This window comes from Bradyrhizobium sp. USDA 4461, from assembly GCF_054055655.1.
On sequence record NZ_JBSRXM010000001.1, the window covers coordinates 3,693,114 to 3,717,644 of the forward strand.

The 24,531-nt window shown below is 65.0% G+C and carries 22 protein-coding genes and 3 pseudogenes; 9 read left to right on the plus strand and 16 right to left on the minus strand.

The window, feature by feature from the left end:
* Positions 1 to 60 precede the first annotated feature (60 nt).
* Together ACVINW_RS17290 and ACVINW_RS17295 are read right to left on the minus strand one after the other, a co-directional pair.
* Positions 61 to 504: a hypothetical protein gene (locus tag ACVINW_RS17290; protein ID WP_456752423.1), complete on the minus strand. Its 444-nt coding sequence runs from the start codon at positions 502 to 504 to the stop codon at positions 61 to 63.
* 284 nt (positions 505 to 788) lie between these two features.
* Positions 789 to 2,141: pseudogene (locus ACVINW_RS17295) on the minus strand (esterase-like activity of phytase family protein).
* 255 nt (positions 2,142 to 2,396) lie between these two features.
* On the opposite strand from ACVINW_RS17295, the pseudogene ACVINW_RS17300 reads away from it, so the two are divergent.
* A pseudogene (locus ACVINW_RS17300) lies at positions 2,397 to 2,733 on the plus strand (antibiotic biosynthesis monooxygenase family protein).
* Between the two features lie 21 nt (positions 2,734 to 2,754).
* On the opposite strand, the gene ACVINW_RS17305 reads toward ACVINW_RS17300, so the two are convergent.
* The 4 genes from ACVINW_RS17305 to ACVINW_RS17320 all read right to left on the minus strand — a co-directional run bounded on the left by ACVINW_RS17305 (position 2,755) and on the right by ACVINW_RS17320 (position 7,253).
* Positions 2,755 to 3,597 carry a carbohydrate ABC transporter permease gene (locus tag ACVINW_RS17305; RefSeq protein ID WP_371818069.1) on the minus strand — a complete coding sequence of 281 codons (843 nt, stop codon included), beginning with the start codon at positions 3,595 to 3,597 and terminating at the stop codon, positions 2,755 to 2,757.
* A gap of 46 nt (positions 3,598 to 3,643) precedes the next feature.
* Complete coding sequence (locus ACVINW_RS17310; RefSeq protein ID WP_456752424.1) at positions 3,644 to 4,600, minus strand: carbohydrate ABC transporter permease; 957 nt, start codon at positions 4,598 to 4,600, stop codon at positions 3,644 to 3,646.
* A gap of 130 nt (positions 4,601 to 4,730) precedes the next feature.
* A complete protein-coding gene (locus tag ACVINW_RS17315) occupies positions 4,731 to 6,077 on the minus strand; it encodes an ABC transporter substrate-binding protein (RefSeq protein ID WP_456752425.1) in 1,347 nt (448 codons plus the stop codon).
* Between the two features lie 132 nt (positions 6,078 to 6,209).
* Complete coding sequence (locus tag ACVINW_RS17320; protein ID WP_456752426.1) at positions 6,210 to 7,253, minus strand: C-terminal binding protein; 1,044 nt, start codon at positions 7,251 to 7,253, stop codon at positions 6,210 to 6,212.
* 299 nt (positions 7,254 to 7,552) lie between these two features.
* On the opposite strand from ACVINW_RS17320, the gene ACVINW_RS17325 reads away from it, so the two are divergent.
* On the plus strand, positions 7,553 to 9,238 hold the full coding sequence (locus ACVINW_RS17325) for a methyl-accepting chemotaxis protein (RefSeq protein ID WP_456752427.1): 1,686 nt from the start codon (positions 7,553 to 7,555) through the stop codon (positions 9,236 to 9,238).
* A 374-nt stretch (positions 9,239 to 9,612) separates the two neighbouring features.
* Here the strand turns inward: ACVINW_RS17325 and ACVINW_RS17330 are convergent, their stop codons facing one another.
* Entirely contained in the window at positions 9,613 to 9,996 is a 384-nt protein-coding gene (locus ACVINW_RS17330; protein WP_456752428.1) for a nuclear transport factor 2 family protein, read from the minus strand.
* Positions 9,997 to 10,114: 118 nt separating this feature from the next.
* On the opposite strand from ACVINW_RS17330, the gene ACVINW_RS17335 reads away from it, so the two are divergent.
* Positions 10,115 to 11,071: a LysR family transcriptional regulator gene (locus ACVINW_RS17335; protein WP_456752429.1), complete on the plus strand. Its 957-nt coding sequence runs from the start codon at positions 10,115 to 10,117 to the stop codon at positions 11,069 to 11,071.
* On the opposite strand, the gene ACVINW_RS17340 is transcribed toward ACVINW_RS17335, so the two are convergent.
* A complete protein-coding gene (locus ACVINW_RS17340; protein ID WP_456752430.1) occupies positions 11,068 to 12,009 on the minus strand; it encodes a DMT family transporter in 942 nt (313 codons plus the stop codon). The genes ACVINW_RS17335 and ACVINW_RS17340 overlap by 4 nt on opposite strands.
* Before the next feature lie 247 nt (positions 12,010 to 12,256).
* A complete protein-coding gene (locus ACVINW_RS17345; RefSeq protein ID WP_456752431.1) occupies positions 12,257 to 13,102 on the minus strand; it encodes a metal-dependent phosphohydrolase in 846 nt (281 codons plus the stop codon).
* 112 nt (positions 13,103 to 13,214) lie between these two features.
* On the opposite strand from ACVINW_RS17345, the gene ACVINW_RS17350 reads away from it, so the two are divergent.
* Positions 13,215 to 13,619, plus strand: coding sequence for a DUF1330 domain-containing protein (locus ACVINW_RS17350; RefSeq protein ID WP_456752432.1), 405 nt, complete (start codon positions 13,215 to 13,217; stop codon positions 13,617 to 13,619).
* 304 nt (positions 13,620 to 13,923) lie between these two features.
* Here ACVINW_RS17350 and ACVINW_RS17355 read toward each other — a convergent pair whose 3' ends face one another.
* On the minus strand, positions 13,924 to 14,547 hold the full coding sequence (locus ACVINW_RS17355) for a TetR/AcrR family transcriptional regulator (RefSeq protein ID WP_456752433.1): 624 nt from the start codon (positions 14,545 to 14,547) through the stop codon (positions 13,924 to 13,926).
* Positions 14,548 to 14,621: 74 nt separating this feature from the next.
* On the opposite strand from ACVINW_RS17355, the gene ACVINW_RS17360 reads away from it, so the two are divergent.
* Positions 14,622 to 15,026 (plus strand): hypothetical protein, encoded by a 405-nt coding sequence (locus ACVINW_RS17360; protein ID WP_456752434.1) that lies wholly within the window; start codon positions 14,622 to 14,624, stop codon positions 15,024 to 15,026.
* On the opposite strand, the gene ACVINW_RS17365 is transcribed toward ACVINW_RS17360, so the two are convergent.
* The 5 genes from ACVINW_RS17365 to ACVINW_RS17385 all read right to left on the minus strand — a co-directional run bounded on the left by ACVINW_RS17365 (position 15,023) and on the right by ACVINW_RS17385 (position 20,063).
* Positions 15,023 to 16,177 carry an alpha-hydroxy acid oxidase gene (locus ACVINW_RS17365; RefSeq protein ID WP_456756420.1) on the minus strand — a complete coding sequence of 385 codons (1,155 nt, stop codon included), beginning with the start codon at positions 16,175 to 16,177 and terminating at the stop codon, positions 15,023 to 15,025. The genes ACVINW_RS17360 and ACVINW_RS17365 overlap by 4 nt on opposite strands.
* A gap of 211 nt (positions 16,178 to 16,388) precedes the next feature.
* Positions 16,389 to 17,198 carry an MlaD family protein gene (locus ACVINW_RS17370; protein WP_456752435.1) on the minus strand — a complete coding sequence of 270 codons (810 nt, stop codon included), beginning with the start codon at positions 17,196 to 17,198 and terminating at the stop codon, positions 16,389 to 16,391.
* 245 nt (positions 17,199 to 17,443) lie between these two features.
* Positions 17,444 to 18,370 carry a DMT family transporter gene (locus tag ACVINW_RS17375; protein ID WP_456752436.1) on the minus strand — a complete coding sequence of 309 codons (927 nt, stop codon included), beginning with the start codon at positions 18,368 to 18,370 and terminating at the stop codon, positions 17,444 to 17,446.
* 177 nt (positions 18,371 to 18,547) lie between these two features.
* Positions 18,548 to 18,931, minus strand: a complete 384-nt coding sequence (locus ACVINW_RS17380) for a hypothetical protein (RefSeq protein WP_456752437.1) — start codon at positions 18,929 to 18,931, stop codon at positions 18,548 to 18,550.
* Positions 18,932 to 19,289: 358 nt separating this feature from the next.
* Positions 19,290 to 20,063 carry a LuxR family transcriptional regulator gene (locus ACVINW_RS17385; RefSeq protein WP_456752438.1) on the minus strand — a complete coding sequence of 258 codons (774 nt, stop codon included), beginning with the start codon at positions 20,061 to 20,063 and terminating at the stop codon, positions 19,290 to 19,292.
* 81 nt (positions 20,064 to 20,144) lie between these two features.
* On the opposite strand from ACVINW_RS17385, the gene ACVINW_RS17390 reads away from it, so the two are divergent.
* Genes ACVINW_RS17390 through ACVINW_RS17400 form a run of 3 tightly spaced genes read left to right on the plus strand, consistent with a single transcriptional unit; the run spans position 20,145 to position 22,382 of the window.
* A complete protein-coding gene (locus tag ACVINW_RS17390; protein WP_456752439.1) occupies positions 20,145 to 20,801 on the plus strand; it encodes an acyl-homoserine-lactone synthase in 657 nt (218 codons plus the stop codon).
* Complete coding sequence (locus tag ACVINW_RS17395; protein WP_456752440.1) at positions 20,761 to 22,125, plus strand: cytochrome P450; 1,365 nt, start codon at positions 20,761 to 20,763, stop codon at positions 22,123 to 22,125. Before ACVINW_RS17390 ends, ACVINW_RS17395 begins: the two co-directional genes overlap by 41 nt.
* 38 nt (positions 22,126 to 22,163) lie before the next feature.
* Positions 22,164 to 22,382, plus strand: a complete 219-nt coding sequence (locus tag ACVINW_RS17400; RefSeq protein WP_456752441.1) for a hypothetical protein — start codon at positions 22,164 to 22,166, stop codon at positions 22,380 to 22,382.
* Between the two features lie 9 nt (positions 22,383 to 22,391).
* Here ACVINW_RS17400 and ybaK read toward each other — a convergent pair whose 3' ends face one another.
* On the minus strand, positions 22,392 to 22,874 hold the full coding sequence (gene ybaK, locus ACVINW_RS17405; protein WP_456752442.1) for a Cys-tRNA(Pro) deacylase: 483 nt from the start codon (positions 22,872 to 22,874) through the stop codon (positions 22,392 to 22,394).
* Between the two features lie 350 nt (positions 22,875 to 23,224).
* Here ybaK and ACVINW_RS17410 point away from each other — a divergent pair.
* Positions 23,225 to 24,518: pseudogene (locus ACVINW_RS17410) on the plus strand (adenylosuccinate synthase).
* The last annotated feature ends 13 nt before the right edge of the window (positions 24,519 to 24,531 follow it).

The window sequence follows — 24,531 nt, forward strand, 5'->3', positions numbered from 1 at the left end:
AGCCTGAGATCGGACTATCGGGCGAAGAAGGAATGACGCGCCTTGCCGCGAGAACGCCGGCTAGAAGCCGGCATTCTCCTCCAGCCATTGCTGGTTATCCCAGTGCGCGCGGCGGCCGAGCACATAGTCGCGGGCATCGTCCATGAAGCGCACCTTGCTGGCGAGCGCTCCCAGGAACGCGGCGATCGCCGCAATCCAGGGCCATAGATGCATCAGCAGCGTACCGGGGATCTGGTTGGCAAATCCCTCCTGCAGCGCGCCTGTTGCGCAATAGGCCAGCGCGGCCCATGCAAGAGCCAGGATCGTCGCCACGACCTGATAGGTGTTCTGATGAAGCCGCACCAACCAGCGCATCAGGCACAGATAGGCAAAGCAGACGATCACGCCGAGCATCAAGGCGATGCACGGCGGCGGCAGACCCCAGCTCTGGTCCCAGGTCAGGCACGCAATGAAGCCCGCGGCGATCAGGGCCTCAATATAGGTTAAAGCGGATTTCTCATTCATGATTTGCCCCGAAGCGATTCAAGTATCGGTCGAGGCTATCATCATCTAGCGTTTTGATAGAAGCGCAATTGTAGAACAACCGTTGGGAATGGGCGAGGCCAGAAGCCATGCGTTAGCCAATCCAAGCTGGATCGGACCCGGCTTCCCCAAATTCGCTGTCATGCCCCGCCTTGAGCGGGGCATCCAGTACGCCGCGGCTTATCTGTTGAACTCGAGCGCCTCTGGAATACTGGGTCGCCCGGTTGAACCGGGCGACGACGCCGTTATTTGTGGCGAGAAGTGCATTACTTCGCCTTCAGGAAGTCGCCGACCTCAAGCAGCACGAACTCGTCGTCATCGGCCTTGTTCGGATCGCGGCTCGAGGAGAACGGCAGGTTGTTGTCGTTGCCGACGATGATGTGGGTGTCGTCGACGCGGTCGACGTTCTCGATGGTGAAGAATGGGAAGGTGTAGACGCCGTCGTTCAGCGGCTTGCGCGCCTTCTTGTTCGGATCGCGAATCTTCAGGAGGTCGATATAGGCGATCTTGCGCACGGGCTTGCCGACATTGGCGTCGGACAGCTCGATCTTGTAGACGCGCTTGAACTTGGCGAGGTCGGGGAAGCAGGTCTCGCCGCGCTGGCCTTGCGGGCAGGCCTTGTCGGCGGTGCCTTCGCCATTGTCGCGCTCGATCACCAGGCCCTGCGTCGGGTCGATCATGTTGAAGTCGCCGATCGCGTTGCCGTTCTGCTCGAACACATACTGCCAATAGCGGCCGGTGAACTTCTCCGCCGCGACGTCGAATTCGAGGATGCGCGAGGCTTCCTTGCCATCGACCTTCTCCCAGTCCTTCTTGTCGGCATCCCACAGCGGTCCCTCGAGCAGGCCATAGAGGAACTTGCCGTCCTTGGAGGAGGCGAAGCCTTCATAGCCCTTGGAGCGGCGCAGATTGACGTTGCTGTAGGTGGCGCCGGGCGCGCCGGGGCGACTGCACCGCCCAGTGATCCGGCGAGCGCACCGGCTTGCCGTCCGCGACCGTCTCGAACACCGCGAGGATCTTGCCGGTCTTGTCGGCCTTCAGGATGTAGGGCCCGAACTCGTCGCCGATCCAGAATGTATCGTTGATGATCTGGAATCCTTCGGTGTCGAAGTCGGCGCCGGTCAGATAACGCTTGGCGGTGTCCTCATGCACGATGCGGAACGGCACCTTCTTGTTGGGATCGTGCAGGAATACGGTCTCCTGGCGCTCGATCTTGCCGCCGGCCCAATCCATCTTGTAGCGGTTCAGATACAGCATCGAGTCCGCCGAGTTGTAGCGCGAGCCCATGCCGTTGTCGGTGATCACCCAGAACGAGCCGTCGGGCATCGCCTTGATGCCGGAGTGGCCCTGCAGCGGCTGGCCCTTGAACGGCAGCGACACGCCGGTCGGCCGCTCGTAGGACTTGCCCATCACGGTGCCGATGTCGTCGACGCGCTTGCCGGTGGTGTACTTGCCCGAGGTCTTCAAATCGTTCGGGGCGTCGGCCGGCGCGTCGATGAAGCTCTCCGCCGGCATCACCACATGTCCCGCCAGGTTGCCGGGAATTCACCCTCGCTCTGCGCCAACGCCGAGGTGGCGAGCAGGAGCGAGGCGACGGAGCAGAGCAGCGACAGGCGCATGGTTGATCTCCCAAAGGATAAACGATGCGGTGTTCTCCGAGCCGCCTGTTACAACCGGCTGACAGTTTTGTGAATGACGCGTGTTGCGGCGGGATAAGGCTTGCGGCGTTACGTCGCCTTCCTCCGTCATGCCCGACCTTGTGCCGGTCTCCGTGAGGCTGGTTTCCCAGCGCGGCCTTGAGCCATCCATGATATCAACGGGATCAACCGGCGGATCACTCGCGGATGTCCGCCGCTTAACAGGAGAACCCATTCATGTTCATCGCAATGAACCGGTTTCAAGTGATCAGGGGCAGGGAGGAGGCGTTCGAGAACGGTCTGGAGCACGCGGGATTCCCATCTTGGCGATGTTCCGGGCTTCATCGAGTTTCACTTGGTCAAGGGGCCGGCGGCTGAGGACCACACGCTGTATGCCACTCACACCGTGTGGTCCAGCAGGACGACGTTCGAGGACTGGACCAAATCGGAAGCGTTCCGCCGTGCCCATTCCCGCGCCGGCAACGAGACCGGCGGCAGCCTCTATCTCGACCATCCCAGGTTCGAAGGCTTCGAGGTGCTGATGACCGAGCGCTCCAAGGGCGTCACGGCGTGACCCAATTGCTCAAATTCCCTGCTACTCCTTCACCGCCCCCGTCAGCGACGACACGTAGTAGTCGACGAACAGAGAGTAGAACAGCGCGACCGGCAGCGAGCCGAGCAGGGAGCCGGCCATCAGTGCGCCCCATTGGTAGACGTCGCCGGTGACGAGCTCGGTCAGGATCGCGACCGGCACGGTCTTGTTGGCGCCGCTCTGGATGAAGGCGAGCGCGTAGATGAACTCGTTCCAGGACAGCGTGAAGGAGAAGATGCCGGCCGAGATCAGGCCCGGCACCGCGAGCGGCAGCGTGATCCGCCACAGGATCTGCAGCCGCGTCGCGCCGTCGACCAGCGCGCATTCCTCGAGCTCATAGGGGATCGACTTGAAATAGCCGATCAAGAGCCAGGTGCAGAACGGCACCAGGAAGGTCGGATAGACCAGGATCAGCGCGAGCGGCGAATCGAACAGGCCGAACTGCACGATCACGGTGGCGAGCGGAATGAACAGGATCGACGGCGGCACCAGATAGGCAAGGTAGATGCCGAGCCCGACATAGGGGCTGCCGCGGAAGCGCAGCCGCTCGATCGCATAGGCGGCGAGCGTGGAAGCGAACAGCGACAGGAAGGTCGAGCCGATCGCCACCAGCATGGTGGTCTTCAGCCAGCGCGGATACGAGGTGTCGAACAACAGATGCTTGACATGCGCGAGCGTCGGCGAGGTGATCCAGAACGGGTTGTGCTCCTTGTAGTTCAGGAGCTCGGCGTTCGGTTTGAACGAGGTGATCGCCATCCAGTAGAACGGGAACAGCAGGATCAGGATGAAGCAGGCGAGCGGCAGATAGATCATCACCACGCGCCGGGCGCGGGAGTCCCACGCCATCGTGTCCGGCGTGGCGCTGGCGACGTTGGAGGATTGGGCTGCAATGTCAGTCATTGGCTTCTCCCTGCTGCCATTTGCGGCGGGCGAGGCCGAAGTAGCTGAACAATGTTGCGAACACCAGGAACGGGATCATCGAGACCGCGATCGCAGCGCCCTCGCCGAGCTCGCCGCCGGCGATGCCGCGTTGGAACGCCAAGGTCGCGAGCAGATGGGTCGAGTTGACCGGGCCGCCGCGGGTGATGGCATAGACCAGCTGGAAGTCGGTGAAGGTGAAGATGATCGAGAACGTCATCACGATCGCGAGGATCGGCATCATCATCGGGAAGGTGATGTAGCGGAAGCGCTGCCATGAGGTGGCGCCGTCGAGCATCGCCGCCTCGTAGAGCGAGGGCGAAATGGTTTGCAGACCGGCCAAGAGCGAGATCGCGACGAACGGGATGCCGCGCCAGATGTTGGCCGCGATCAGCGAGAACCGCGCCGGCCAGGGCGAGCCGAGGAAGTCGACATTGCTGTCGCGCCAATGCAGCACGTCGACCAAGAGATAGGAGATGATCGAGAACTGCGGATCGTAGATCCACCAGAACGCCAGCGCCGACAGCACCGTCGGCACGATCCACGGCAGCAGCACGATCGCCCGGATCAGGCTCTTGAACGGGAAATGGTTGTTGAGCAGCAGCGCCAGCCAGAAGCCGAGCGCAAACTTCCCGAAGGTCGCGACCGCGGTGTAGAAGATCGAGTAGAACACCGCGTTCCACCACAAGGGATCCTTGAGTAGGTATTGGAAGTTCTCCAGCCCGATATAGATGCCTCGCTGGCCGATCGTGGTGTCGGTGAAGGCGAGCCAGATGCCCAGCCCAAGCGGATAGGTGAGGAACACCAAGAGCAGGCCGACCGCGGGCGCCAGGCACATCACGATCAGGAACGGCTTGTAGTCGAACAGGCGCGCGAGCCAGCCCGGCTGGTGCAGGGCTTGTCCCCGTGAAGGCAGTGTCGTGACAGACATCAGATCCTTGTCCCGGTCTGATTTTTTGAAAGGTCATTCCGGGATGGTGCGTCAGCACCAGACCCGGAATCTCGAGATTCCGGGTTCGATGCTGCGCATCGCCCCGGAATGACAGCTGCAACGACCCCCGTTACCGGCCTTGCCGCCGGAAGTAACGCTTGGCGCGCTGCTCGGCTTCCGCTGCGGCGGCCTCCGGCGTTGCCGCATCAGTCGCGACGGAGGCGCACATCTGCACCAGCACGTAGTCGGCGTTGACGGCGCCGGTCGCGGTCGAGATCGGCCCCTTGTAGCCGTTGTAGTAGGGGCTCTTCATGGTGTCCTTGAAGATCGCGACCTTGGGATCGCCCGACCACACTGCGGCGTCGGCATAGGCCGCGAGCGGCTGCGACCAGTAGCCGGAGTTGGCGTTGAGCCACGGCTCGTACTGCTCGTGCTCCAGCATGAACTGCAGGAACGCCTTCGCCGCATTGGGATACGGGCTGTGCTTGAACGCCATCGCATTCAGCGTCAGGCCGGACATCGGCGAGACCGGCGCCAGCCCCTTGATCAGGAACTGATGCTCGGTGTCGTCGGCGATCGCCTTGGTGGCGGGATCGTTCTTCAGCGAGAAGTACAGCGAGACGCCGTTGGCGGTCAGGCCGATTTCCTGCGACGAGTAGGCGCGGTTGTTGGAGACGTCGTTCCAGGACGGCGTGCCGGCGATGAAGGTCGGATACAGCTCCTTCAGGTATTTCAGCGCGGCGATCGTCTCCTTGCTGTTGATGATGATGTTGCCTTCCTCATCGAGCAGCGCGGCGTTGTGCGACCACAACAGCCAGTTGGCGAAGCCGTTGCCGTCGCCGACGGCGTTGCCGAGCGCGAATCCCGCCGGCTTGCCGGCCGCCTTCAGCTTCTTGCAGAGTTCGAGGAAGCCGGCGTGGTCCTCCGGCACCTTGTCGAAGCCGGCCGCGTTGACCAGCGACTTGCGGTAGACCAGCGGACCGCCGGAGGCGCCGAACGGCAGGCCGACCCAACTCTTCGACTTCGAGCGCATGCCGTAGCGTTTTGCCAGCGTGAGCCAGCCGCCGTAGCGCTTGTCGAGATAATCGGCGACGTCCGTCAGCTCGATCAGCTTGTCGATATAGATGTGCGGCGCGTCGCCGAAGCCGATGATGATGTCGGGGCCGGCGCCGGAGTTCGAGGTCACGGCGGTCTGCTGGTTGATGTCCTCCCAGCCGACGAAGTCGACCTTGACCTCGACGCCGGTCTTGTCGGTGAAGCGCTTGGCATTGGCGCGGAACACGTCTTCGTCGGCCTGGACGAAGCGCACCGGCCGCAGCATGCGCAGGGTCGCGCCCTTTTCAATCGGCAGCGACGGCGCCGCCACGTCGGCCGCCTTGACCTTCGACGCCTCCTGCGCCGCGGCGCCGGTGACGGCCAGTGCCGCCGCGGATGCCCCCAGCGCCAGCGCGTCGCGACGCGTGATCTCGTACTTCATGTCGTTCGCACTCCCTTTTTTCTTGTTCCTTCCCGGCGTTTGGCCGCCGGTGAAGGGTCTTGTGGTCTCGGTGCGCCCGCCGCGCGAAGGGCCCGCATCAGACGGGCCCTCGCGCGAAGAGCGGCGTTCCGCCTAGCTGTTCGGACCGCGATCCATGCTGACCGGTTGCCAGCGGCGCAGCGCGGTGTCTTGCAGCACCGACGGGTTCACGCAGCTTACCGGCCACATGCCTTGCAGCACTAGTGACAATTCGTAGCCCACCCGGCGCTTGCGTGCCTCGTCAAAACGTGCCGAGGCCGAGGCAACATGGGCGGTCAAGGTAACATTATCCATCCCGAGCATCGGATTGTTGTGCGACGGCGGCTCCTTTTCCAGCACGTCGAGCGCGGCATGGGCGATCCACCCCTCCTGGAGCGCCTTGATCAGCGATTCCTCATCGACGGTGGCGCCGCGCCCGGTGTTGATGAAGACAGCCGACTTTTTCATCTGGCGAAAATGCTTCTCGGTCAGCATGTGATGCACTTCGGGCCGCGCCGGGGCGTGCATCGAGACGAAATCCGACTGCGACAGCACCTCCGATAAGGTCGAGGGGATCACGCCGTGGTCGTACATCAGCGTTTCCTGGATGAAGGGGTCGTAGGCCATCATCCGGAGCCCGAACGGCGCGGCGCGCTTCGCGACCGCGCGGGCGACCCGGCCGAACGAGATGAAGCCGAGCGTCTGGCCCATCAGCCGCGGAATCTTCAACAGCGCCGGGCGGCCCTCGGACCAGCGGCCGCTGCGCACCATCTTGTCCTGCTCGATCAGGCGGCGGAAGCCTGACAGCAGCAGCATCATGGCGTGGTCGGCCACTTCCTCGATGAAGGTGTCGGGGATGTTGGTGACCGGAATGCCGCGGGCGGTCGCCGCCTTGACGTCGACCGAGTCGACGCCGACGCTGCCGAGCGTGATCACCTTGCAGTTCTCCAGCGCGTCGATCACAGCCTTGGTGATCGGCATGCCCTTGGCGTAGATCGCGTCCGCGGTGCGGGCGGCGGCGATGAATTCGGCCTCGTTGGCCGGCGCCTCGATGATCTCGGCACCGATCGGATCGAGCGCCTCGCGCTCGTAATCATAGCCGCCGCCGGCGACCGTGAAGCTCGCGCCCTTCGGCGTCACCACCCTGAATTTCGACATTGTCTGCTCCCGATGTGAGGTCTTCTGTTCTTGCTTCTTGCTGGTTTGCTTCTTGGTCTTGGTGCTTGGTCTTCTTGATTCTTGTCTTCTAGATTCTTGGAGCGCGGCTTGTCGCGCCGCCTTGCCATACTTCTACGCGAGCTCTGCTGTTCTCTCCACAATTGCCGGTTGGTCCGCGGTCCGATTCTCCGGGCTTCTACGGGGAACCTGCGTAACCATCGGGTAAAGGGTCTCACATTACGGTGAATGGAATCAATCCGCCAATCGCGTCGCGTTCCCCGCCTCTCCTGGAGATCCCCGTGAAGCTGTCAAATCTGAAGATCACCCCCAAGCTCGGCATTCTGGTGGGGGTGGCGCTCCTTGGCCTCTGCACGGCCGGCATCCTGGCAATCAATCTGATGCAGCGTGAGATGACGAACGCGCGCATCGACCAGGCCAAGGCCATGGTCGAGATGGCCAAGAACATGGCGGCGAGCCTCAAGAAGGATGTCGACGCCGGAAAGATGACCAAGGAGGCGGCACTCGCCGAGTTGAGCAAGCGCGGCAACGCGATGACCTACGACAATGGCTCGGGCTATCTGTTCGGCACCGACTACAACGGCATCACGGTGCTGGCGCCCGATCCGAAACAGGTCGGAACCAACCGCATGGACGTCGTGACCAACGGCCGCAAGCTGTCGCAGGAGCTGATGGACGGCGTGAAGGCCAAGGGCGACATCCTCTTGTTCTATGAATATGTGAAGCCCGGCCAGGAGACGCCGATCCGCAAGCTCGGCTACGCCGTCGCGGTCCCCGGCTTCGACATGTATCTCGGCACCGGCGCCTATCTCGACGATATCGACGCCAAGATGCGCCCCATTGCCTGGCTGCTCGGCCTTGCGATCATCGGCATCGGCGTCATCTCGAGTTCGGTGGCCTGGCTGATCGGGCGCAGCATTTCCCGGCCGCTGAATCTGCTCGGTGCCCGCATGCGCGACATCGCGGACGGCAAGCTTGATGGCGACATTCCCGGAGTCGGCCGTGGCGACGAGGTCGGCGGGATGGCGGCAACCGTCCAGGTCTTCAAGGACAATGCGATCCGTATCCGCGGGCTCGAGCAGGCCGAGGCCGAGACCCAGGCGCGCGCCGCATCCGAGCGCCGCAGCGCGATGCAGAACCTTGCGAGTGATTTCGAGCGCAGCGTGAACGGCATCGTCCGCACGGTGGCCTCCGCCGCCGCCGGCATGCAGACCACGGCACAGTCGATGACCGCGACCGCCAGCGACGCCAGCGCGCGGGCCGCGACGGTGGGCGCCGCCTCCGACTCGGCCTCCAACAATGTCGGCACCGTTGCCGCCGCGGCCGAGGAACTCTCCAGCTCGGTTGCGGAGATCTCCCGCCAGGTGGCGCGCTCCAGCGAGGTCGCGAGCCGGGCGGTGGCCGACGCCGAGCGCACCAATGCGACGGTGCAGGCGCTCTCCACCGGCGCCGAGAAGATCGGCGAAGTCGTCAAGCTGATCCACTCGATCGCGGCGCAGACCAATTTGCTCGCGCTCAACGCCACCATCGAGGCGGCGCGCGCCGGCGAATCCGGCCGCGGTTTCGCCGTGGTCGCCTCCGAGGTGAAGGCGTTGGCCAACCAGACCGCCAAGGCGACCGAGGAGATCTCGGCGCAGGTCGCGGCGATGCAGGCCTCCACCGGCGAGGCGGTGACCTCGATCGGCGGCATCACCGCGACCATCGCGCAGATGAGCGAGATCACGGCCTCGATCTCGACCGCGATCGATCAGCAGGGCGATGCGACGCGCGAAATCGCGCGCAACATCCAGCAGGTCGCGGCCGGCTCCAGCGAGATTTCCGCCCATATCGGCGGCGTCACGTCAGCGGCCGCCGCCACCGGCACCGCGGCCGGCGACGTGCTGTCGAACGCGCGCGAGCTCGACACCCAGTCCGGCATGCTGCGCAACGCGGTCGACGAGTTCCTGGAGAAGGTGCGCGCGGCGTAACGGATTGCGCAGGGTGAGTTAGCCAAAGGCGTAACCCACCCTGCGCTTCTCGCATCCGTCATCCTGAGGTGCGAGCGGAGCGAGCCTCGAAGGATGTACGGCCCGGCCGGTGGCCGTCGATCCTTCGAGACGCGCGCAACGGCGCGCTCCTCAGGATGACGGAGTTGGGAGATTTGTCGTTTCGCTACTCGCAGAAGGGCGGCGCTTACTGCCACTCCCGCGCCGTCGCAGGGGCGCGCTGCCAAATATCGAAAAACAACCCCATGCAAAGGAGCCGGAGCCGGCCGGCCTGCGACTGGCCGGCTCACCACCGGCCGACTTGACACGTCGGCAAATCAGTGTCGTATTTCTAATATTCCGAAAAATGTCGGGCGTTACGATCCCTCCGGAAACACCTGCGCGACGTGAAACGCCTTGGTGGTGATGAGCCACCGGCCGTCGATCCGGTGAAACACCAGATGGTCGATGAAGCCGGTCTGGCCGGCCCTGACGCGCACCTTGGCGATGGCCAGATCGGGCGCGGTCTGGTCGACGCTGATGATCGCCTCCTCGCGCGGCGATTTCATCGACGCCGGCGAGGGACGGCTCTGGATGAAGTCGCGGAATTCCGCGGCCGAGCGCACGGTGTGCTTGCCGTCCCGGATGCCGTGCACGATGGCGGCATCGGCGAACACATCGCGGAACCGGCTGTCGTCGACTTCATACATCAGGTCGAAATATCCATCGATCGCGGCTGCGATGGCCTGGATGTCGCTCATTGCAAAATCTCCTCAGGCGATGATGTGGCGGTGGCCTCATCTGCGCCGACAGTGGCCGATCTGGTGGCGGAGTGCTACGACTGGGCGGTCATCTCTTGGATGACCGAGAGGCATCGGCATGGACGAAGTTGACGGTCGGCTGGTCGGCGGCCTGGTGGTGCTTGCGGCGCTGGCGGATGCGCGCAGTTTCGGGCGCGCCGCCGAACGGCTCGGCATGACGCAATCGGGGGTCAGCAAGGCGATCGCCAAGCTCGAGGCGCGCCTCGATGCCAGGCTGGTTCACCGCACCAGCCGCGCCGTCGAGCTCACCGAGGACGGACGCGCGCTGGTCGAGCGGGTCGCCGCGCATCTCGCCGGGATCGGCGAGGCGGCGGCGGAGACCTCGAAATCGCGCGATGCGGTACGCGGCAGGCTGCGGGTCAATGTCGACCCGCTGTTCTCCCGCGTGGTGCTGTCGCCGAAGCTGAGCGAATTCCTGCTGCACAATCCCGGCATGGAGCTGCGGATCGAGACCCGCGACCGGATCGCGGACCTGGTCAGCGACGGGTTCGATCTGGCGGTGCGTTTCGGCGAGCCGGCGCCGTCGGCGCTGATTGCGCGCCGCGTGCTCGATGCGCGCGTGCTCACCGTGGCCTCGCCAGTCTATCTCGAACGACACGGCCGGCCGCGCGATCCGCGGGAGCTGGCGAGCCGCGACCATCAGTGCATCCTGGCCATCGATGCGGCGACCGGGCGCCCGTTCGATTGGGAGTTCCGGCGCGGCGGCGAGGTGGTGCCGGTCGCGGTCAACGGGCGGCTCACCGTGACCGATTCAGGCACCAAGCTCGGCGCTTGCCTCGCCGGCTTCGGCATCGCGCAGGTGATCGATATCGGGCTCGACGATCATCTGAAGAGCGGCGCGCTGATCGATCTGTTTCCGGACTGGCCCGACGAGCGCTTTCCGCTCTACGTCTATTACGCCTCGCGCAGCCACGTGCCGGCCAAGGTGCGGCGGTTTATCGACTTCATCACGGAAACGCTGGCGGCAAGGCCGCAATCGCCACGCAAATCCGCCGGCCTGCGCAAGGTCGGCTAGCCCTTTGCCGATCCTTGCCGCGAAGCGATGATGACGCCGGCGAGCACCAGCGCGTAGCCGATCAAATGGAACGGGGCCAGCGTCTCGCCGAGCAGCAGGATCGCCATCGCCGAGCCGAACACCGGCACCAGATGGAAGAACGGCGCGGCGCGGTTCGGGCCGATCAGCGCGACGCCGCGGTTGAAGAACAGATAGGCCAGCGTGGACGGGAAGATCAGCACGTAGCCCAGCGTTGCAAAGGTCAGGATGTCGAGCTTCAGCGTCACGCCGCTCAGGAATTCCCAGATTGCCACCGGCAGCAGCATCAGCGCGCCGCAGCAGGTGGTGAACGAGATCAGCGAGAGCTGATGGATCTTCGGGCGGCGCGGGATCAGCGCCGAATAGAGCCCGAACGACACCAGCGAGGCGCCGAACATGATGTCGCCGCGGTTGAAAGAGATGCTGGCGAGCGCCGAGAAGTCGCCGCGCAGGATGATGGTCAGCACGCCGGCCAGCGAGATCGCGATGCCGGCCAGCTGCGCCGGCGTCAGCCGCACGCCGAACAGGATCAGCGACCAGAGCGCCACGAACAGCGGGCCCGCCGACTGGATCAACAGCGCGTTCAGCGCCTCGGTGTACTGCATCGCCCAGTAGGAGATCGCGTTGTTGAACGCGAACCCGACCGCCGACAACAGCAGCATCAGCGGCAGCGCCCCGCGCAGCTTCGGCCAGTCCGCTTTCAAATGCGGCCAGGCGAACGGCAACAGGATCAGGAAGACGCCGAACCAGCGGATCGTGGTCAGCGTGACCGGCGGCACATGGCTGCCGACATGCCGCGCCAGCACGATGTTGGCGGCCCAGAACAGCGACGTCAGGCTGAGCAGCAGATAGGGCTGGTTGTTGAGCCAGTGCAGCGGGGAGCGGCGCGGGGTGGTGGCAGGTGCGGGCAAGGCGGTCATTGTTCGGCGGATGTTGTGCCCGAATCTGCTGCTGCGACAAGATGAGAGTGCGGATTGGAGCCATGCGTGGCCGAACTCGACAGCACTTGCGGCAGCACGAGAACTGGATTCCGTCATCCCGAGGAGCGCGTAGCGCGTCTCGAAGGATGCACGGCCCGGCTGGTGGCCGTCGACCCTTCGAGACGGCCGCGGTGCGGCCTCCTCAGGGTGACGGGACTAGCTCGTGCACGTGTCTCGAAAACCCAGCCTATTTCTGCGGTCCCGACAGCGAGATGTCGCGCTCGGCGCGAAACACGTTGCTGTAGAGATTGGCGATCCATTGCCGGCCGCTGGAGGTGATGTTGAGGTGGCGGATCGCCTTTTGCACATGCGGCGCGACGCTGTCCCAGTAGAAGCGCGGATAGAGATCGACGAGATCGGCCGGCGAATCGTAGCCGAGCTGGCGGTTCAGTCCGGCCTCCTCGAATTCGAGGTACAGCGCGTTGGCCTTGCGGATGTAATGGGGATCGCCGAGCTGGCCGATCAGATCGGCGGCCCGCAGCAGGGTGGCCTCTTCGCCGAAATCCTCATCGTCTTCGGGAGCGGTGAGCGGAAAACGGGTGCCCTCGATGGCGCGCGCGATGCGCTCCTTGTCGAGCTGGGGGACGCCCTTGAGCCGCTCCATTACGAAGATCTTGGAGCGGTTGACGTGGCAGGACATCAGCGCCGCATCCGACGAGCCGCGCGGCAGGATCACCTTGCGGCCGTCGGCATCGACCAGATAGCCGGTCTGGTCGTCGGCGTCGAACAGTCCGCGCACATAGCCGATGTCATGGGTGAGGCAGGCGATGATGACATGCGCGTAATCCTCGGCGCTCATGTGCGAATGCAGCGCGCGGCCGCGCAGGATGTCGTGGCCGGCCAGCGTCACCAGCATGGTATGCTCGACATTGTGATAGAGCGCATCGCTGTTGCCGATGCATTCGAGCGCGATCCGCGCGATCGAGGGCACCATCTCGACCAGCTCGGTTTGCGACGAGCCGAACCGGCGCTGCATGTATTCGCCGAGGAATTTGCCGAGCGCGTCGGCCGCAAGTTCGGGAAGGGTCATCACGGCATTGACCTCCGAGATCGGGGGGTGAGCTTACGGCCTGCCGGCATTTCAGGGTAGTCCCGCGATGTGACATAATCGTTGCGGCCGGGCCGATCCGGCCCGGGAGCAGGTGATGGGCGTCGATCTCTTGAACGTCAAAGGCCTGAGCGAACTGGATCGCCAGGCGCCGGTCGTGATGGTCAACCTGATGCGATTTCGCGCGCGGTCGCTCGACGGCGACGGCTCGGGCTGGGACGCCTATCTGCGCTACAGCGCGCTCACCGTGCCCATGATCAAGGCGCGCGGCGGCACGCTGCTGTGGACCGGCAATGCCGAGACGGTCGCGCTCGGCGAGCCGGCCGGCCAGCGCTGGGACTATCTCGCGCTGGTCTACTACCCGAGCGTCGCCGCCTTCATCGACATGATGACCTCGGCCGACTACGAGACGCTGTGCGACCCGCATCGCCGCAATGGCTGCGAGGAGCACGTCATCATCGCGACCCGCGAGGCCTACAGCAAGTTCAAGGTGGGCGCGTAGAGACGCGCCTCCTCTTGACTGCCCCCGCGTCTACAAACCCATCTCCGTCATCCTGAGGAGGCCGCAACGCGGCCGTCTCGAAGGGTCGACGGCCCCACTGTGGCCGATTCATCCTTCGAGACGCCGCTTCGCGGCTCCTCAGGATGACGGGTCTATCTTCGTCACTGCGAGCCACCCGGTCGGCGCGAAGCGCCGCCGGATGACAGGCTCCGCGAAGCAACCTATCGCACGGCACACGCGGAAGCATGGATTGCCTCGTCGCTACCGCTCCTCGCAATGACGGCGGCGAAAGCTTCACATCCTCTCAGGATGACGGGTTTGGGAGCGTCAGCGGCGCCAGCGCCGCGCGGCAGGCCGATTGCACCACCCGGCAGACTTCATCCTTCGACCGCCCGGCACTGAGCGAGGCGAAGGTCGGGTAGCTCGTCAGCGCGAAGATCAGGTCGACGGCGTCCCGGCGGGCCTGCGGTGAGGCGCCTTTGTCGGCGATGCGCTCGATCAGCGCGCTGACGCCGCGGCGGCGGCGCTCGTTGCGCTCGCGGATCGCCTCAGCGAATTCGGGATCGGTCGCCATCGCGTCGTGCAGGCGTCCGACCGCGGAATCCCGGCTCCAGAAGCCGCAGAAGATCTCGACCATGCGGTCGAGCGCGGCGCGCGGATCGGCCATCGCCATGGCGTCGGCCAATTGATGCAGCCCGCCATGACGCGCGATCTCGTCGAACACCGCTTCCAGCAGCCCGCGCCGCGAGCCGAACTGGTTGTAGACGGTCAGCCGGGTCACGCCGGCGGCCTTCGCCACCGTATCCAGCGAGAAGCGCGCGATGCTCTCGCCTTCGCGCAGCGTGCGCGAGGCGGCCTCGATCACGCGCTCGCGCGTCTCGGCCGCGGCGGCGCTGCGCGCCGGGCTCACATAGCTGCGCGGCGGCATCGGCTGGCCTTGCTTTCGTCAGATTGACTATACATTATGTATATCTAATTTCCAACGCCGTTTGGAGCGAGATCATGCAGACCGTCCTCATCATAGCGCTGTCCCTTCACGTCCTGTCATCGGTGTTTTGGGCCGGCTCCAGCTTCACGTTGGCGCGCACCGGCGGCCTCGGCGGCGAAAAGCTGCTGATTCCGCAGATCGGTGCCGCGACCGTTGCGATCGTGACCGGCGCCACGCTGTGGCACCTGGTTCATGAAGGTACGTTCGCGTTGTCGGAGCAGATTTTGGCCGGCGGCGCGACCGCAGCTCTGGCTGCGATTGCCGTGCAGATCATCGTCGGTGGTGGCGCAATCAGGCAGTTGCGCAGCGAAGCGGGTGATGTTTCAGCCGCGCGCTCCCGACTGGCCATTGCGCAGCGCATCGCAGCCGGCCTGCTCGCTATCACCGCGCTCTGCATGGGCGCGGCGCGCTATGCCTAGAACTTCCGCACCAGGTCCGGGGTGATCTCTTTCAGGCCGCGGATCCCGAGCAGCGCCAGATCGCGGTCGATCTCGGCATGCAAGAGCGAGATCGCGCGCGCCACGCCGGCCTCGCCGGCGACCACGGCGGCATAGAGGAACGGACGGCCGACCCAGACGAAATCCGCACCGAGCGCCAGCGCCTTGATCACGTCGGTGCCGCGGCGGATGCCGCCGTCGACCATCACGGTCATGCCGCCCTTCTGCGCCGCGATCTCCGGCAGCGTGCGCAGCGCGGAGACGGTGTAGTCGAGCTGGCGGCCGCCATGGTTGGAGACCATCACGCCGTCGCAGCCGTGCTCGCGCGCCAGCCGCGCGTCTTCCGGCGAGATCAGTCCCTTGACCACGAGCTTGCCGGGCCAGCGCTTGCGGATCAGCTCGACATGCTTCCAGGCGAGCTGGTCGCGGCTGCCGATGTTGCGCATCAGGTTCTTCGACAGCACCGGCGGGCCCTGCTTGGCGTCCATGTTCTCGAAATGCGGCATGCCGTGGTTGAACACGGTGCGGGCCCAGGTGTTGAGCAGCCAGTCCGGATGGGTGATGGTGTCCCAGAACACTCGCGGGGTGATCTCGAGCGGCACCTGGAAGCCGTTGCGGATGTTGTTCTCGCGGTTGGGCGGCACCGGCACGTCGGCGGTGACGACAAAGGTGTCGTAGCCGGCCGCCGCGACGCGATCGACCAGCGGCTCGATCCGCTCGGGGAGGCCGGCGAGATAGGCCTGGTACCAGGCCTGCTGATTGGCGGCGCGGACGTCCTCAAGCCGGATCAGCGAGGAGGCCGAGAGGATCATCGGGATATCGGCGGCTGCCGCGGCGCGCGCCAGCACGATGTCGCCGCGATAGGCGCACAGCGCTGAGGAGCCCATCGGCGGAATCCCGAACGGCGAGGCGTAGCTCCTGCCGAACAGCGTCGTGGTCTGGTCGCGGCCGGAAACGTCGTTCAAGACCCGCGGCACGAAGCCGTATTCGTCGAACGCCCTGCGATTGTCTGACCGCGCGGTGTCGGTCTCGGCGCCGCCGCAGATGTAGCCGTAGAGGAATTTCGGCAGCAGCCGCCGCGCCTGCGGCTCGAAATCGTCGAGCGTGAGATAGCGCCGCAGATGCCGGGGCACGGCGGGCGCTGCGCGGTTGACGGTGGCGGGAGGCGGGGAAAGGGCTGCGGTCCGGTCGTGCACGTCTGATGTTTCCGTTGTTCTTGGTTCTTGACACGGCAGTCTAGAGCACGAACCGGACAAGTGCGAAGCGGTTTTGCTTCGCGGCAAACGCGGAACGCGTTGCGCGGAGATCATGGTTCGACACAGGGCTGAAGCGCGCTGACGTGCCTTAGCGCCTGGCGGCGGGCCCGGCAATTTTCGCGTTGAACGCGTTGACGGACTGGCTGACGTCGCTGAGCGTCTTGCGCGTCTCGGCGATCATGGCGCCGGATTTCCTGTCGAAACTCTGGATCAGCTCGCGCAGCGAAATCACGGTCGGCAGCAGCTCGCCGCCATATTTGTCGCTGCCGAAGCTCTTCAGGAATTTGTCGGCCGAGGTCATCTTGGCGTCGACCGCGCTGATGCCGTCGTCGGCGGCGTCGATGAAGCCGGCGATCAGTTCGCCATTGCCCGACAGCGAGTTGGTGAAGTTCTCGAGTCCGAGCAGCGAGTCCTTGATGTCGGCCTCGTTCTCGGTGATGACGCGGTCGACATTGCGCAGCGCGACCCGCAGCTTCTCCTGGATTCCCATGGTGCCTTCGGCGTCGGCGGTCAGCTCCGGAATGCCGTCGGCGCCGACGGCAGGCGGCGGCGCCTCGTCGGTGCCGCCGGTGAAGGAGATCGAGGCGATCCCGGTGAGGCCCTGGAATTCGAGGCCGGCCTGGGTGTCCTTCTTGATCGGGGCGTTGCCCTCGATCCGCGTCATCGCAACCACGCGGTGACGGTCGAGCCGGATCGAGACCACCTCGCCGATCCGCACGCCGGCGAAGTTGACGCTGGCGCCGCGGCGCAGGCCCGACGCCGAGCCCTCGAACACGACGCGGAACGGCACCATCCGCTTGATGCCGGCATAGCGCTGATAGCCCAGCCAGCCGCCGAGCGAGCCGGCGACGAGGGCCAGCGTCAGGGTGCCGATCATGAGATTGCTGGCGCGCGCCATGCGTGAAACCTGTCCGCGAAGCAGAAGACTTCAAAACATAGCGGATTTGGCGCCGTTAGTCATCGCGCCCGTGCTTGCCTCTCCCCGCGTGCGGGGAGAGGCCGGAACGCATGCAGCGCAGCGGAATGCGTTCCGGGTGAGGGGGAGTCTCCGCGCATTCATCTCTTGCCGACTCTGCGGAGCGAGCCCCTCACCCTGACCCTCTCCCCGTAAGAACTGGAGAGGGAAAAGATGCACCCGAAGGATCAGGCCGACTGCTGCCGCGATGCCGCGAACACGCCGGCCAGAACCAGCGCGAAGCCGATGAAATGAAAGGCCTGCGGATGCTCGCCGATGAACACGATCGACATGATGGTGCCGAACACCGGAACCATGTGGAAGAACGGCGCGGCGCGATTGGCGCCGATCAGCTGCACCCCGCGGTTGAAGCACAGATAGGCCAGGGTCGAGGGGAAAACCGCGACATAGAACAGCGACAGCAGGTTGTTGGTCGTGAGCTGCATCACCGGCCGCGCACCGAGTTCCCAGACGAAGAACGGGATCAGGACCAGCGCGCCGCAGCCGAAGGTGAAGGCGGCGACCGACAGGCCGTGGATCTTGGGCCGCTTCAAGGTCAGCACCGAATACAGCGCGAAGATCACCAGCGCGACGGTGAAGATCAGATCGCCCTTGTTGAAGTCGATCTTCGACAGCGTGGTGAGATCGCCGTGCAGCAGGATGACGAGCACGCCGCACAGGGACAGCAACACGCCGCAGAGCTGCGCCAGCGTCAGCCGGGTGCCGAGCAGGATCAGCGACCATACGGCCACCACCAGCGGCGCCGCCGATTGCAGGAGCAGCGTGTTCAGCGCCTGGGTGTGCTCGAGCGCCCAGTATTGCAGCGTGTTGAAGGCACTGATGCCGGTGATCGACAGCAGCATCATGATGCCGAGATTGTTGCGGATCGCGGGCCAGTCGCGGACCAGATGCTTCCAGGCAAACGGCAGGATGATCAGGAACGCCGCCGACCAGCGCAGGAACGACAGCGTCACCGGCGGGATGTGGCCGGCGGCGAGCCGGCCGACGATCGCATTGCCGGCCCAGCACAGCGCGGTGATGCTGAGCAGAAGATACGGCTGGTTGGCGATCCAGGAGCCGGAGGCAGGCGTTGTGGTGGAATCGGAGGCAGACATTCGATGAGGCCCGGGTTCACGACGCCGCGGCCCGCCCGGCCGATGGCGCCGGGCCGGTATCGATTTCCCCGGCTCCTGTCACAGACACGGATTCCGCCATTCCATCAATGGGGATGGACGCATCGCGACCATGCGCGAAGGCCCCTTACGGAGAGATTGCCGGCGTTTTGCCGTTCCCTAGCCAGTCTGCGGCGTGGTCTGGCGCTTGACGATCTGCTCGGCGAGCTCGATCAGGATCCGCTTGGTGTCGGGGTCCTGCACCTCGCGGAATACCCGCAGCATGCGCAGTTCGAGCAGGGATTGCAGCGATTCCGCGGCCTGGCCGCCGTGGGTGTGCGCTGTCGCGGCGGGCCGGCGATTGAGCATGTCGGCGGCGATCCCGAGCATCTCGGCGACGGTCGCCAGGCGGCCGGTATCGACTTTCACCGTGCCGTCGACGCCGTTCTTTTGCAGCGAGGCGCCCGCGCACAGGATCGCGGCGAGATCTGCCTGCGACAGCCCGATCGCGCGCCAACGCGCCTGCACCAGTTGATCGATCTGGTCGTCCTGCGATGTGCTCATGGTGCGCTCAGGCGATCTCCAGCTACGTCCGTGGGCAGCAATTCCCCGAGATGGATTGGTAGCAAATGGAACTGCGGTTCGTCGTGACGGGACTTCTACGGATCATCGGGATCGACGACTGGTCGTGCCGCAACCGGCGGCGTACAGGTCGATCCGCGCCTCCACGACGGCCGGGCCGTCGTGGAGGGCGGGCGGTATTGTCCGCGCCCATAGTCTGAGATGCGCGCTTTCGCGTCATCCGGCTTTCGCCTTATCGGCCTGACCTTATTACCAAGAGCGCGCCCGAATGCAACCTTGGAGGGATGGTTGAAAAGAGCCCAATCCTGATGTGTGACCTCATCATATGTCGCGGCGTCGCTCACAGGTCGATGATCCCGAGCGCGATGCTCTTGGCCACCCCGTGCGTCTTGTTGGAGGCCTCGAGCTTGCGCAGCGCCTGCTTGATGAAGCCTTCCACCGTCTCCGGCGAGATGCCGAGGATCTGCGCGGTGTCGGCCACGGTCTTGCCGCGCGCGGCCCAGGCGATCACTTCCTTTTCGCGGCCCGTGAGCTTGATGGTCTCGGCGGCGTCCGCAGGCTTCAGGATGGTCGGTGCGTTGCGCTGGTCGCGGTTGACGATGTCCATCGCCCGCTGCACCCAGTAGATCATCAACAGATGCAGTTCGTGACGATGGCAGATGAACAGCTTGTCGAACTCGCGCTGCTCGTCTTCCCAGAAGAACACCGTCGAGCTCGAATGCACGGCGCCGAGCCGGTCGCGATAGTGGAACGGCACCACGAAACCGTCCCTGAATCCGAATTCGCGGGCGGCATCCATCGTCTTGGCCTCCGGCGCGCGCTTGTGCCCGCTTCGCTCCGGCAGCTTCAGGCTGCTCCAGCTGAACGGCGTGTTGGTGCGTCGCGACCGCGCCAGCGCCGGATCGGCGTGGACGAACTCGTTTTGCACATACGCCCGCTTCCAGGCGTCGGGAAATGTGCCGACGTGGTAGGGCAGATCGAGATCGGGCCGGCCGGCATCGACAAAGGCGAAGCCGGAGAAGCCGTAGTCCTGGACAATACGGTGCAGGGACGAGCTCAGCTCGTCGATGGTATCTGACGCCTCGATGGTCGAAATCGCGTCTACCAGGCCCATTGCCTAAAACCCCCGGTTTCCGGGGGTATCACAGTTGACCCCTTTTGTCCCAGATGTTCCCGCATTTGGAGGAAGGGACAAATGCTTTATTCATTGAACGGCTTTCACGCGCTCATTACCAGGGAAGAACTCGATCCGGCCCATGTCGAGGCGATGATGCGGCTGCGCAAGCGGCTGTTCGTCGACCATTGCGGCTGGCTTTTGACCACGACCGGGGATGTCGAACGCGATCAGTTCGACTGCTGGTATACCGAGCACTGCCTGTTGTTCTCCGGGGTCGAGCTCGTCGGCGGCTTCCGGGCGATCCGCACCGATTATCCTTACCTCACCAAGTCGGTGTTCCCGCAGCTTGCGGTGCTGCGCTTTCCGAGCAGCCGCGAGGTGTGGGAGATCAGCCGTTTCGGCGTGCTGTCGAACGTCGCGCGGCCGCAGACGGCACGCGTCAACTATGCGCTGATGTTCCGCTTCGCCGAGCTGCGCGGCGCGAAGGCGCTGGTGGCGCTGGCCGACCTTTCCTATGAGCGCTTTCTCACCCGCATGGACATCCGCACCCGCCGCTACGGCCCGCCGCAGGTGATCGGCAACGATCGCACGGGCCGCCCGCTGACGGCGCTCGCCGGAGAAATCCCGCTCGGTCTCGCCGACAATCCCGGCCTGACCAAATTCCTCGACCTTGGACGGCAATTGGAGATCCACGATGCCACACATGTTCTCGGACGTTCGAGCATTCCAGCGTGATCCGCTGCGCCTGTTGCTGACGCGCGGCAACGAGGCCGAGCTCGGGCTCGTGCCGTTGCGGCTCGGTCCGGCACCGGTGTTGCTGGTGAACGATCCCGGCCTGCTGCGCCCGATCCTCAAGGCGCCGGAGACCGATATTGGCAAGGGCAAGCTGATCAAGAAGCTGACCCCGGTGCTCGGCCGCAGCTCGCTGATGCTGAGCGGCGAGGAGCACAAGCGGCGGCGGGCCGTGCTGCAGAAGCACATGGCCAAGGGCAGCGTCGAGAAATTCCTGCCGCATATGTGCGCCGAGATCCGCGCGGTCGGCGCCAGCCTGGCGCGGCTCGGCTCGTTCGATCCGCACCATGTCACCGCGATGCTGGCGCTGCGCACGATCTGCGTCGCGATCTTCGGCTCCCAGGTGATGTCGTCGGGCGACGAGGAAGCCCTGGTCCAGGCGGTCGGCACCATCGAGGACGATCTGGCCGAGGAGATGTTCCGCGCCCTGCCGTTCGGTCCGCTGGCCTGGTACCGGCGTCGCCAGAACCGGGTCTGCGCCAAGCTCGCGATGTCGGCCGTGGTGCAGCGCCTGCGCCGCAAGGCGGGCTCGAGCAGCGCGCTGCGCGATTTGGAGGCGCTCGGCCTGACCGATCGCGATCTCGAGGACGAGATCCTGACCCTGCTGCTGGCCGGCCATCACACCACGGGTTCGACGGCGGCGTGGATGTTCTACCAGATGGCCGCCAACCCGGCCCTGATGGACGAGATCGCCGACGAGGCGGCGGAGTGCCTTGGCGACGACGGCGAGCTGCGGCTCGACGCGGTGAAACACGCCAATCTGAGCGCGACGCTGGTCAAGGAGGTCTGCCGGCTCTATCCCAGCGCCTGGTGGTTCTCGCGTGAGGTGATGCAGCCGGTGACGATCGGCGGACGCGACCTCAAGGTCGGCACCTCGCTGTTGATCTGCCCCTGGCAATTGCAGCGCGACGGCAGGCATTTCGAGGAGCCGGACCGTTTCCTGATGACGCGGCGCTACAACACCGACGCCTTCATCCCGTTCGGCGCCGGCCCGCGCGCCTGTGCCGGCATGGGAGTTGCGATGCTCGAGCTGCAATTGCTCGCGCTCGAGATCGCCGCCGCCTATCGCTTCACCGCCGTCACGCCGAATCCGGCGCCGTGGCCGAAAGCCTCGGTGACGCTGATTCCGCCGCCGATGAAGATCGACATCGAAGTTCGCGAGGTGCCGTCGCGCGTCCCGCATCTCGGCGAGGAAGCGGAGCATCTGCCTTACATTCCACCGGTCGCCGCGGCGTCCATCAGCACACTACAATCGGTATCCCCATGACAACTCAGATAACAACGGCCAGCATCGGGCAAAGGGCCATGGATCAAGTGCAAATGCGCAGTCTGCGCGACGTCATCGCTGTCTTGATCGAGCAACGCAGCATCGTGACGGCGGCGGGCGCGGGCTTTGCCGCACATCTGCTCGACCTCGCGATCATGCAGCTCAGGCTCAACGTCAACGATATTTCGGCAGAGGAACTGACCGGCCTGTCCGACTTCGTCGGCGCGGAGTTTTCCCGCGACAAATCCTCGCATTGATCGCAGCAATCAGTCCTGCGTCGCCACCAGCGCCTTCATCGAGGCGCCGGCGGCAAGCGCGGCGTCGTTCGGATCGATCTCGATCTGCAGGCCGCGCTGGCCGCCATTGACGAACACGGTGACGTGGGTGAGCGCGGTCTCGTCGATCGCGGTCGGCACCTTCCTCTTCTGGCCGAACGGGCTGATGCCGCCGACATGGTAGCCGGTGAGCCGCTCGGCATCGGCCGGGCGCATCATCCTGGCCGACTTGCCGCCGAGGGCCGCGGCGAGCTTTTTCATGCTGACCTCTCGGTCGGACGGCACCACGGCGCAGACCGGCTTGCCGTCGACCTCCGCCATCAGCGTCTTGAGCATGCGGTTCGGTTCGACGCCGAGCGCCTCGGCCGCCTGCAGGCCGATGCTCTCGGCGCTGGAATCGTAGACATAGGTGTGGAGCTTGAAGGCAATGCCGAGCTTGCGCAGTGCCATCGTCGCTGGTGTCGAATTGGGCATGGATCCTGCCGGTTGATCGGGCCGGATGATCGCCGCAACGGGCCCGGCGATCAATCGGCCGTGCGGCCAGCTTCGGGCCGCGCCAACATTAAATTGTCGCCAGCCCGGTTCCGTCAGGCGCCGCATGGAATTTTCAGGGGATATCAAAGGGTTGTAGCTCATCTAAAAGGCGTAAACGACCCCCTTCTTGCTTGCGCAGCCGAGCCGCTTCCGTTATCCGGTAGGCGCCTTGCGTGCGCGCGGTCCGGCGCCGCGATTGGGGCTGGACATACCAATGCATGATCGCTGTGGGCGGACGCGTTTTCGCCGCGATCATGGTCTCTGAAACACCTGAAGGGAACATCTTCGCAATGGCCAATGTTGTCGTCGTCGGCGCCCAATGGGGTGACGAAGGGAAGGGCAAGATCGTCGACTGGCTGTCGGAACAGGCCGACATCGTCGTGCGCTTCCAGGGCGGCCACAATGCCGGCCATACGCTGGTGATCAATGGCGAGACCTACAAGCTGGCGCTGCTGCCCCTCCGGCGTGCTGCGCCCGAACAAGCTCGCGGTGATCGGCAATGGCGTGGTGTTCGATCCGCAGGCCTTCCTCGACGAGGTCGCCAAGCTGAAGGGGCAGGGGGTTGCGGTCGGACCGGACAATCTGCGCATCGCCGAGAACGTCACGCTGATCCTGCCGCTGCATCGCGAGCTGGATTCGCTGCGCGAATCCTCCAACGCCATCACCTCGATCGGCACCACCCGCCGCGGCATCGGCCCGGCCTATGAGGACAAGGTCGGCCGCCGTGCCATCCGCCTGATGGACCTCGCCGACCTCGACACCCTGCCGCACAAGATCGAACGCCTGCTGGCGCACCACAACGCGCTGCGCCGCGGCCTCAATCTGGAGGAGATCGACGGCAAGGGCATTCTCACCGAGCTGACGGCGATGGCGCCGAAGCTGCTGCCCTATGCCGAGACGGTGTGGCGGCTGCTCGACCTCGAGCGCCGCGCGGGCAAGCGCATCCTGTTCGAGGGCGCGCAGGGCGCGCTGCTCGACGTCGACCACGGCACCTATCCCTATGTGACGTCGTCCAACACCGTGGCGGGGCAGGCCGCGACCGGCACCGGCCTCGGCCCGGGCGCGGTCGGCTATGTGCTCGGCATCTGCAAGGCCTACACCACCCGCGTCGGCCAGGGTCCGTTCCCGACCGAGCTGCATGACGAGATCGGTGAGGAAATCGGCCGCCGCGGCAAGGAATTCGGCGTCAACACCGGGCGCAAGCGCCGGGTCGGCTGGTTCGACGCCATGCTGGTGCGGCAGACCGTCCGCACCTGCGGAATTGCCGGGCTGGCGCTGACCAAGCTCGACATTCTCGACGGCTTCGACAGCATCAAGGTCTGCATCGGCTACAAGCTCGACGGCAAGGAAATCGACCATCTGCCGGCGGGCGAGGGCGCGCAGGCCCGGGTCGAGCCGATCTACGAGATCATCGAGGGCTGGAAGCAGCCGACCGCCAATGCGCGGTCCTGGGCGGACCTGCCGGCCCAGGCCATCAAATATGTCCGCCGGGTCGAGGAGCTGGTGGGGTGCCCGATCGCCCTGCTGTCCACCAGCCCGGAACGTGAAGATACTATTCTGGTACAGAATCCGTTCGAGGCTTAACGGGATATTACCT

Excerpts from the sequence above, each read along its gene's own strand:
- ACVINW_RS17290 (WP_456752423.1), bottom strand. The coding sequence starts at position 504 with ATGAATGAGAAATCCGCTTTAACCTATATTGAGGCCCTGATCGCCGCG.
- ACVINW_RS17305 (WP_371818069.1), bottom strand. The coding sequence starts at position 3,597 with ATGGCGTGGGACTCCCGCGCCCGGCGCGTGGTGATGATCTATCTGCCG.
- ACVINW_RS17310 (WP_456752424.1), bottom strand. The coding sequence starts at position 4,600 with ATGTCTGTCACGACACTGCCTTCACGGGGACAAGCCCTGCACCAGCCG.
- ACVINW_RS17315 (WP_456752425.1), bottom strand. The coding sequence starts at position 6,077 with ATGAAGTACGAGATCACGCGTCGCGACGCGCTGGCGCTGGGGGCATCC.
- ACVINW_RS17320 (WP_456752426.1), bottom strand. The coding sequence starts at position 7,253 with ATGTCGAAATTCAGGGTGGTGACGCCGAAGGGCGCGAGCTTCACGGTC.
- ACVINW_RS17330 (WP_456752428.1), bottom strand. The coding sequence starts at position 9,996 with ATGAGCGACATCCAGGCCATCGCAGCCGCGATCGATGGATATTTCGAC.
- ACVINW_RS17335 (WP_456752429.1), top strand. The coding sequence starts at position 10,115 with ATGGACGAAGTTGACGGTCGGCTGGTCGGCGGCCTGGTGGTGCTTGCG.
- ACVINW_RS17340 (WP_456752430.1), bottom strand. The coding sequence starts at position 12,009 with ATGACCGCCTTGCCCGCACCTGCCACCACCCCGCGCCGCTCCCCGCTG.
- ACVINW_RS17350 (WP_456752432.1), top strand. The coding sequence starts at position 13,215 with ATGGGCGTCGATCTCTTGAACGTCAAAGGCCTGAGCGAACTGGATCGC.
- ACVINW_RS17355 (WP_456752433.1), bottom strand. The coding sequence starts at position 14,547 with ATGCCGCCGCGCAGCTATGTGAGCCCGGCGCGCAGCGCCGCCGCGGCC.
- ACVINW_RS17360 (WP_456752434.1), top strand. The coding sequence starts at position 14,622 with ATGCAGACCGTCCTCATCATAGCGCTGTCCCTTCACGTCCTGTCATCG.
- ACVINW_RS17370 (WP_456752435.1), bottom strand. The coding sequence starts at position 17,198 with ATGGCGCGCGCCAGCAATCTCATGATCGGCACCCTGACGCTGGCCCTC.
- ACVINW_RS17375 (WP_456752436.1), bottom strand. The coding sequence starts at position 18,370 with ATGTCTGCCTCCGATTCCACCACAACGCCTGCCTCCGGCTCCTGGATC.
- ACVINW_RS17380 (WP_456752437.1), bottom strand. The coding sequence starts at position 18,931 with ATGAGCACATCGCAGGACGACCAGATCGATCAACTGGTGCAGGCGCGT.
- ACVINW_RS17385 (WP_456752438.1), bottom strand. The coding sequence starts at position 20,063 with ATGGGCCTGGTAGACGCGATTTCGACCATCGAGGCGTCAGATACCATC.
- ACVINW_RS17390 (WP_456752439.1), top strand. The coding sequence starts at position 20,145 with ATGCTTTATTCATTGAACGGCTTTCACGCGCTCATTACCAGGGAAGAA.
- ACVINW_RS17395 (WP_456752440.1), top strand. The coding sequence starts at position 20,761 with ATGCCACACATGTTCTCGGACGTTCGAGCATTCCAGCGTGATCCGCTG.
- ACVINW_RS17400 (WP_456752441.1), top strand. The coding sequence starts at position 22,164 with ATGGATCAAGTGCAAATGCGCAGTCTGCGCGACGTCATCGCTGTCTTG.
- ybaK (WP_456752442.1), bottom strand. The coding sequence starts at position 22,874 with ATGCCCAATTCGACACCAGCGACGATGGCACTGCGCAAGCTCGGCATT.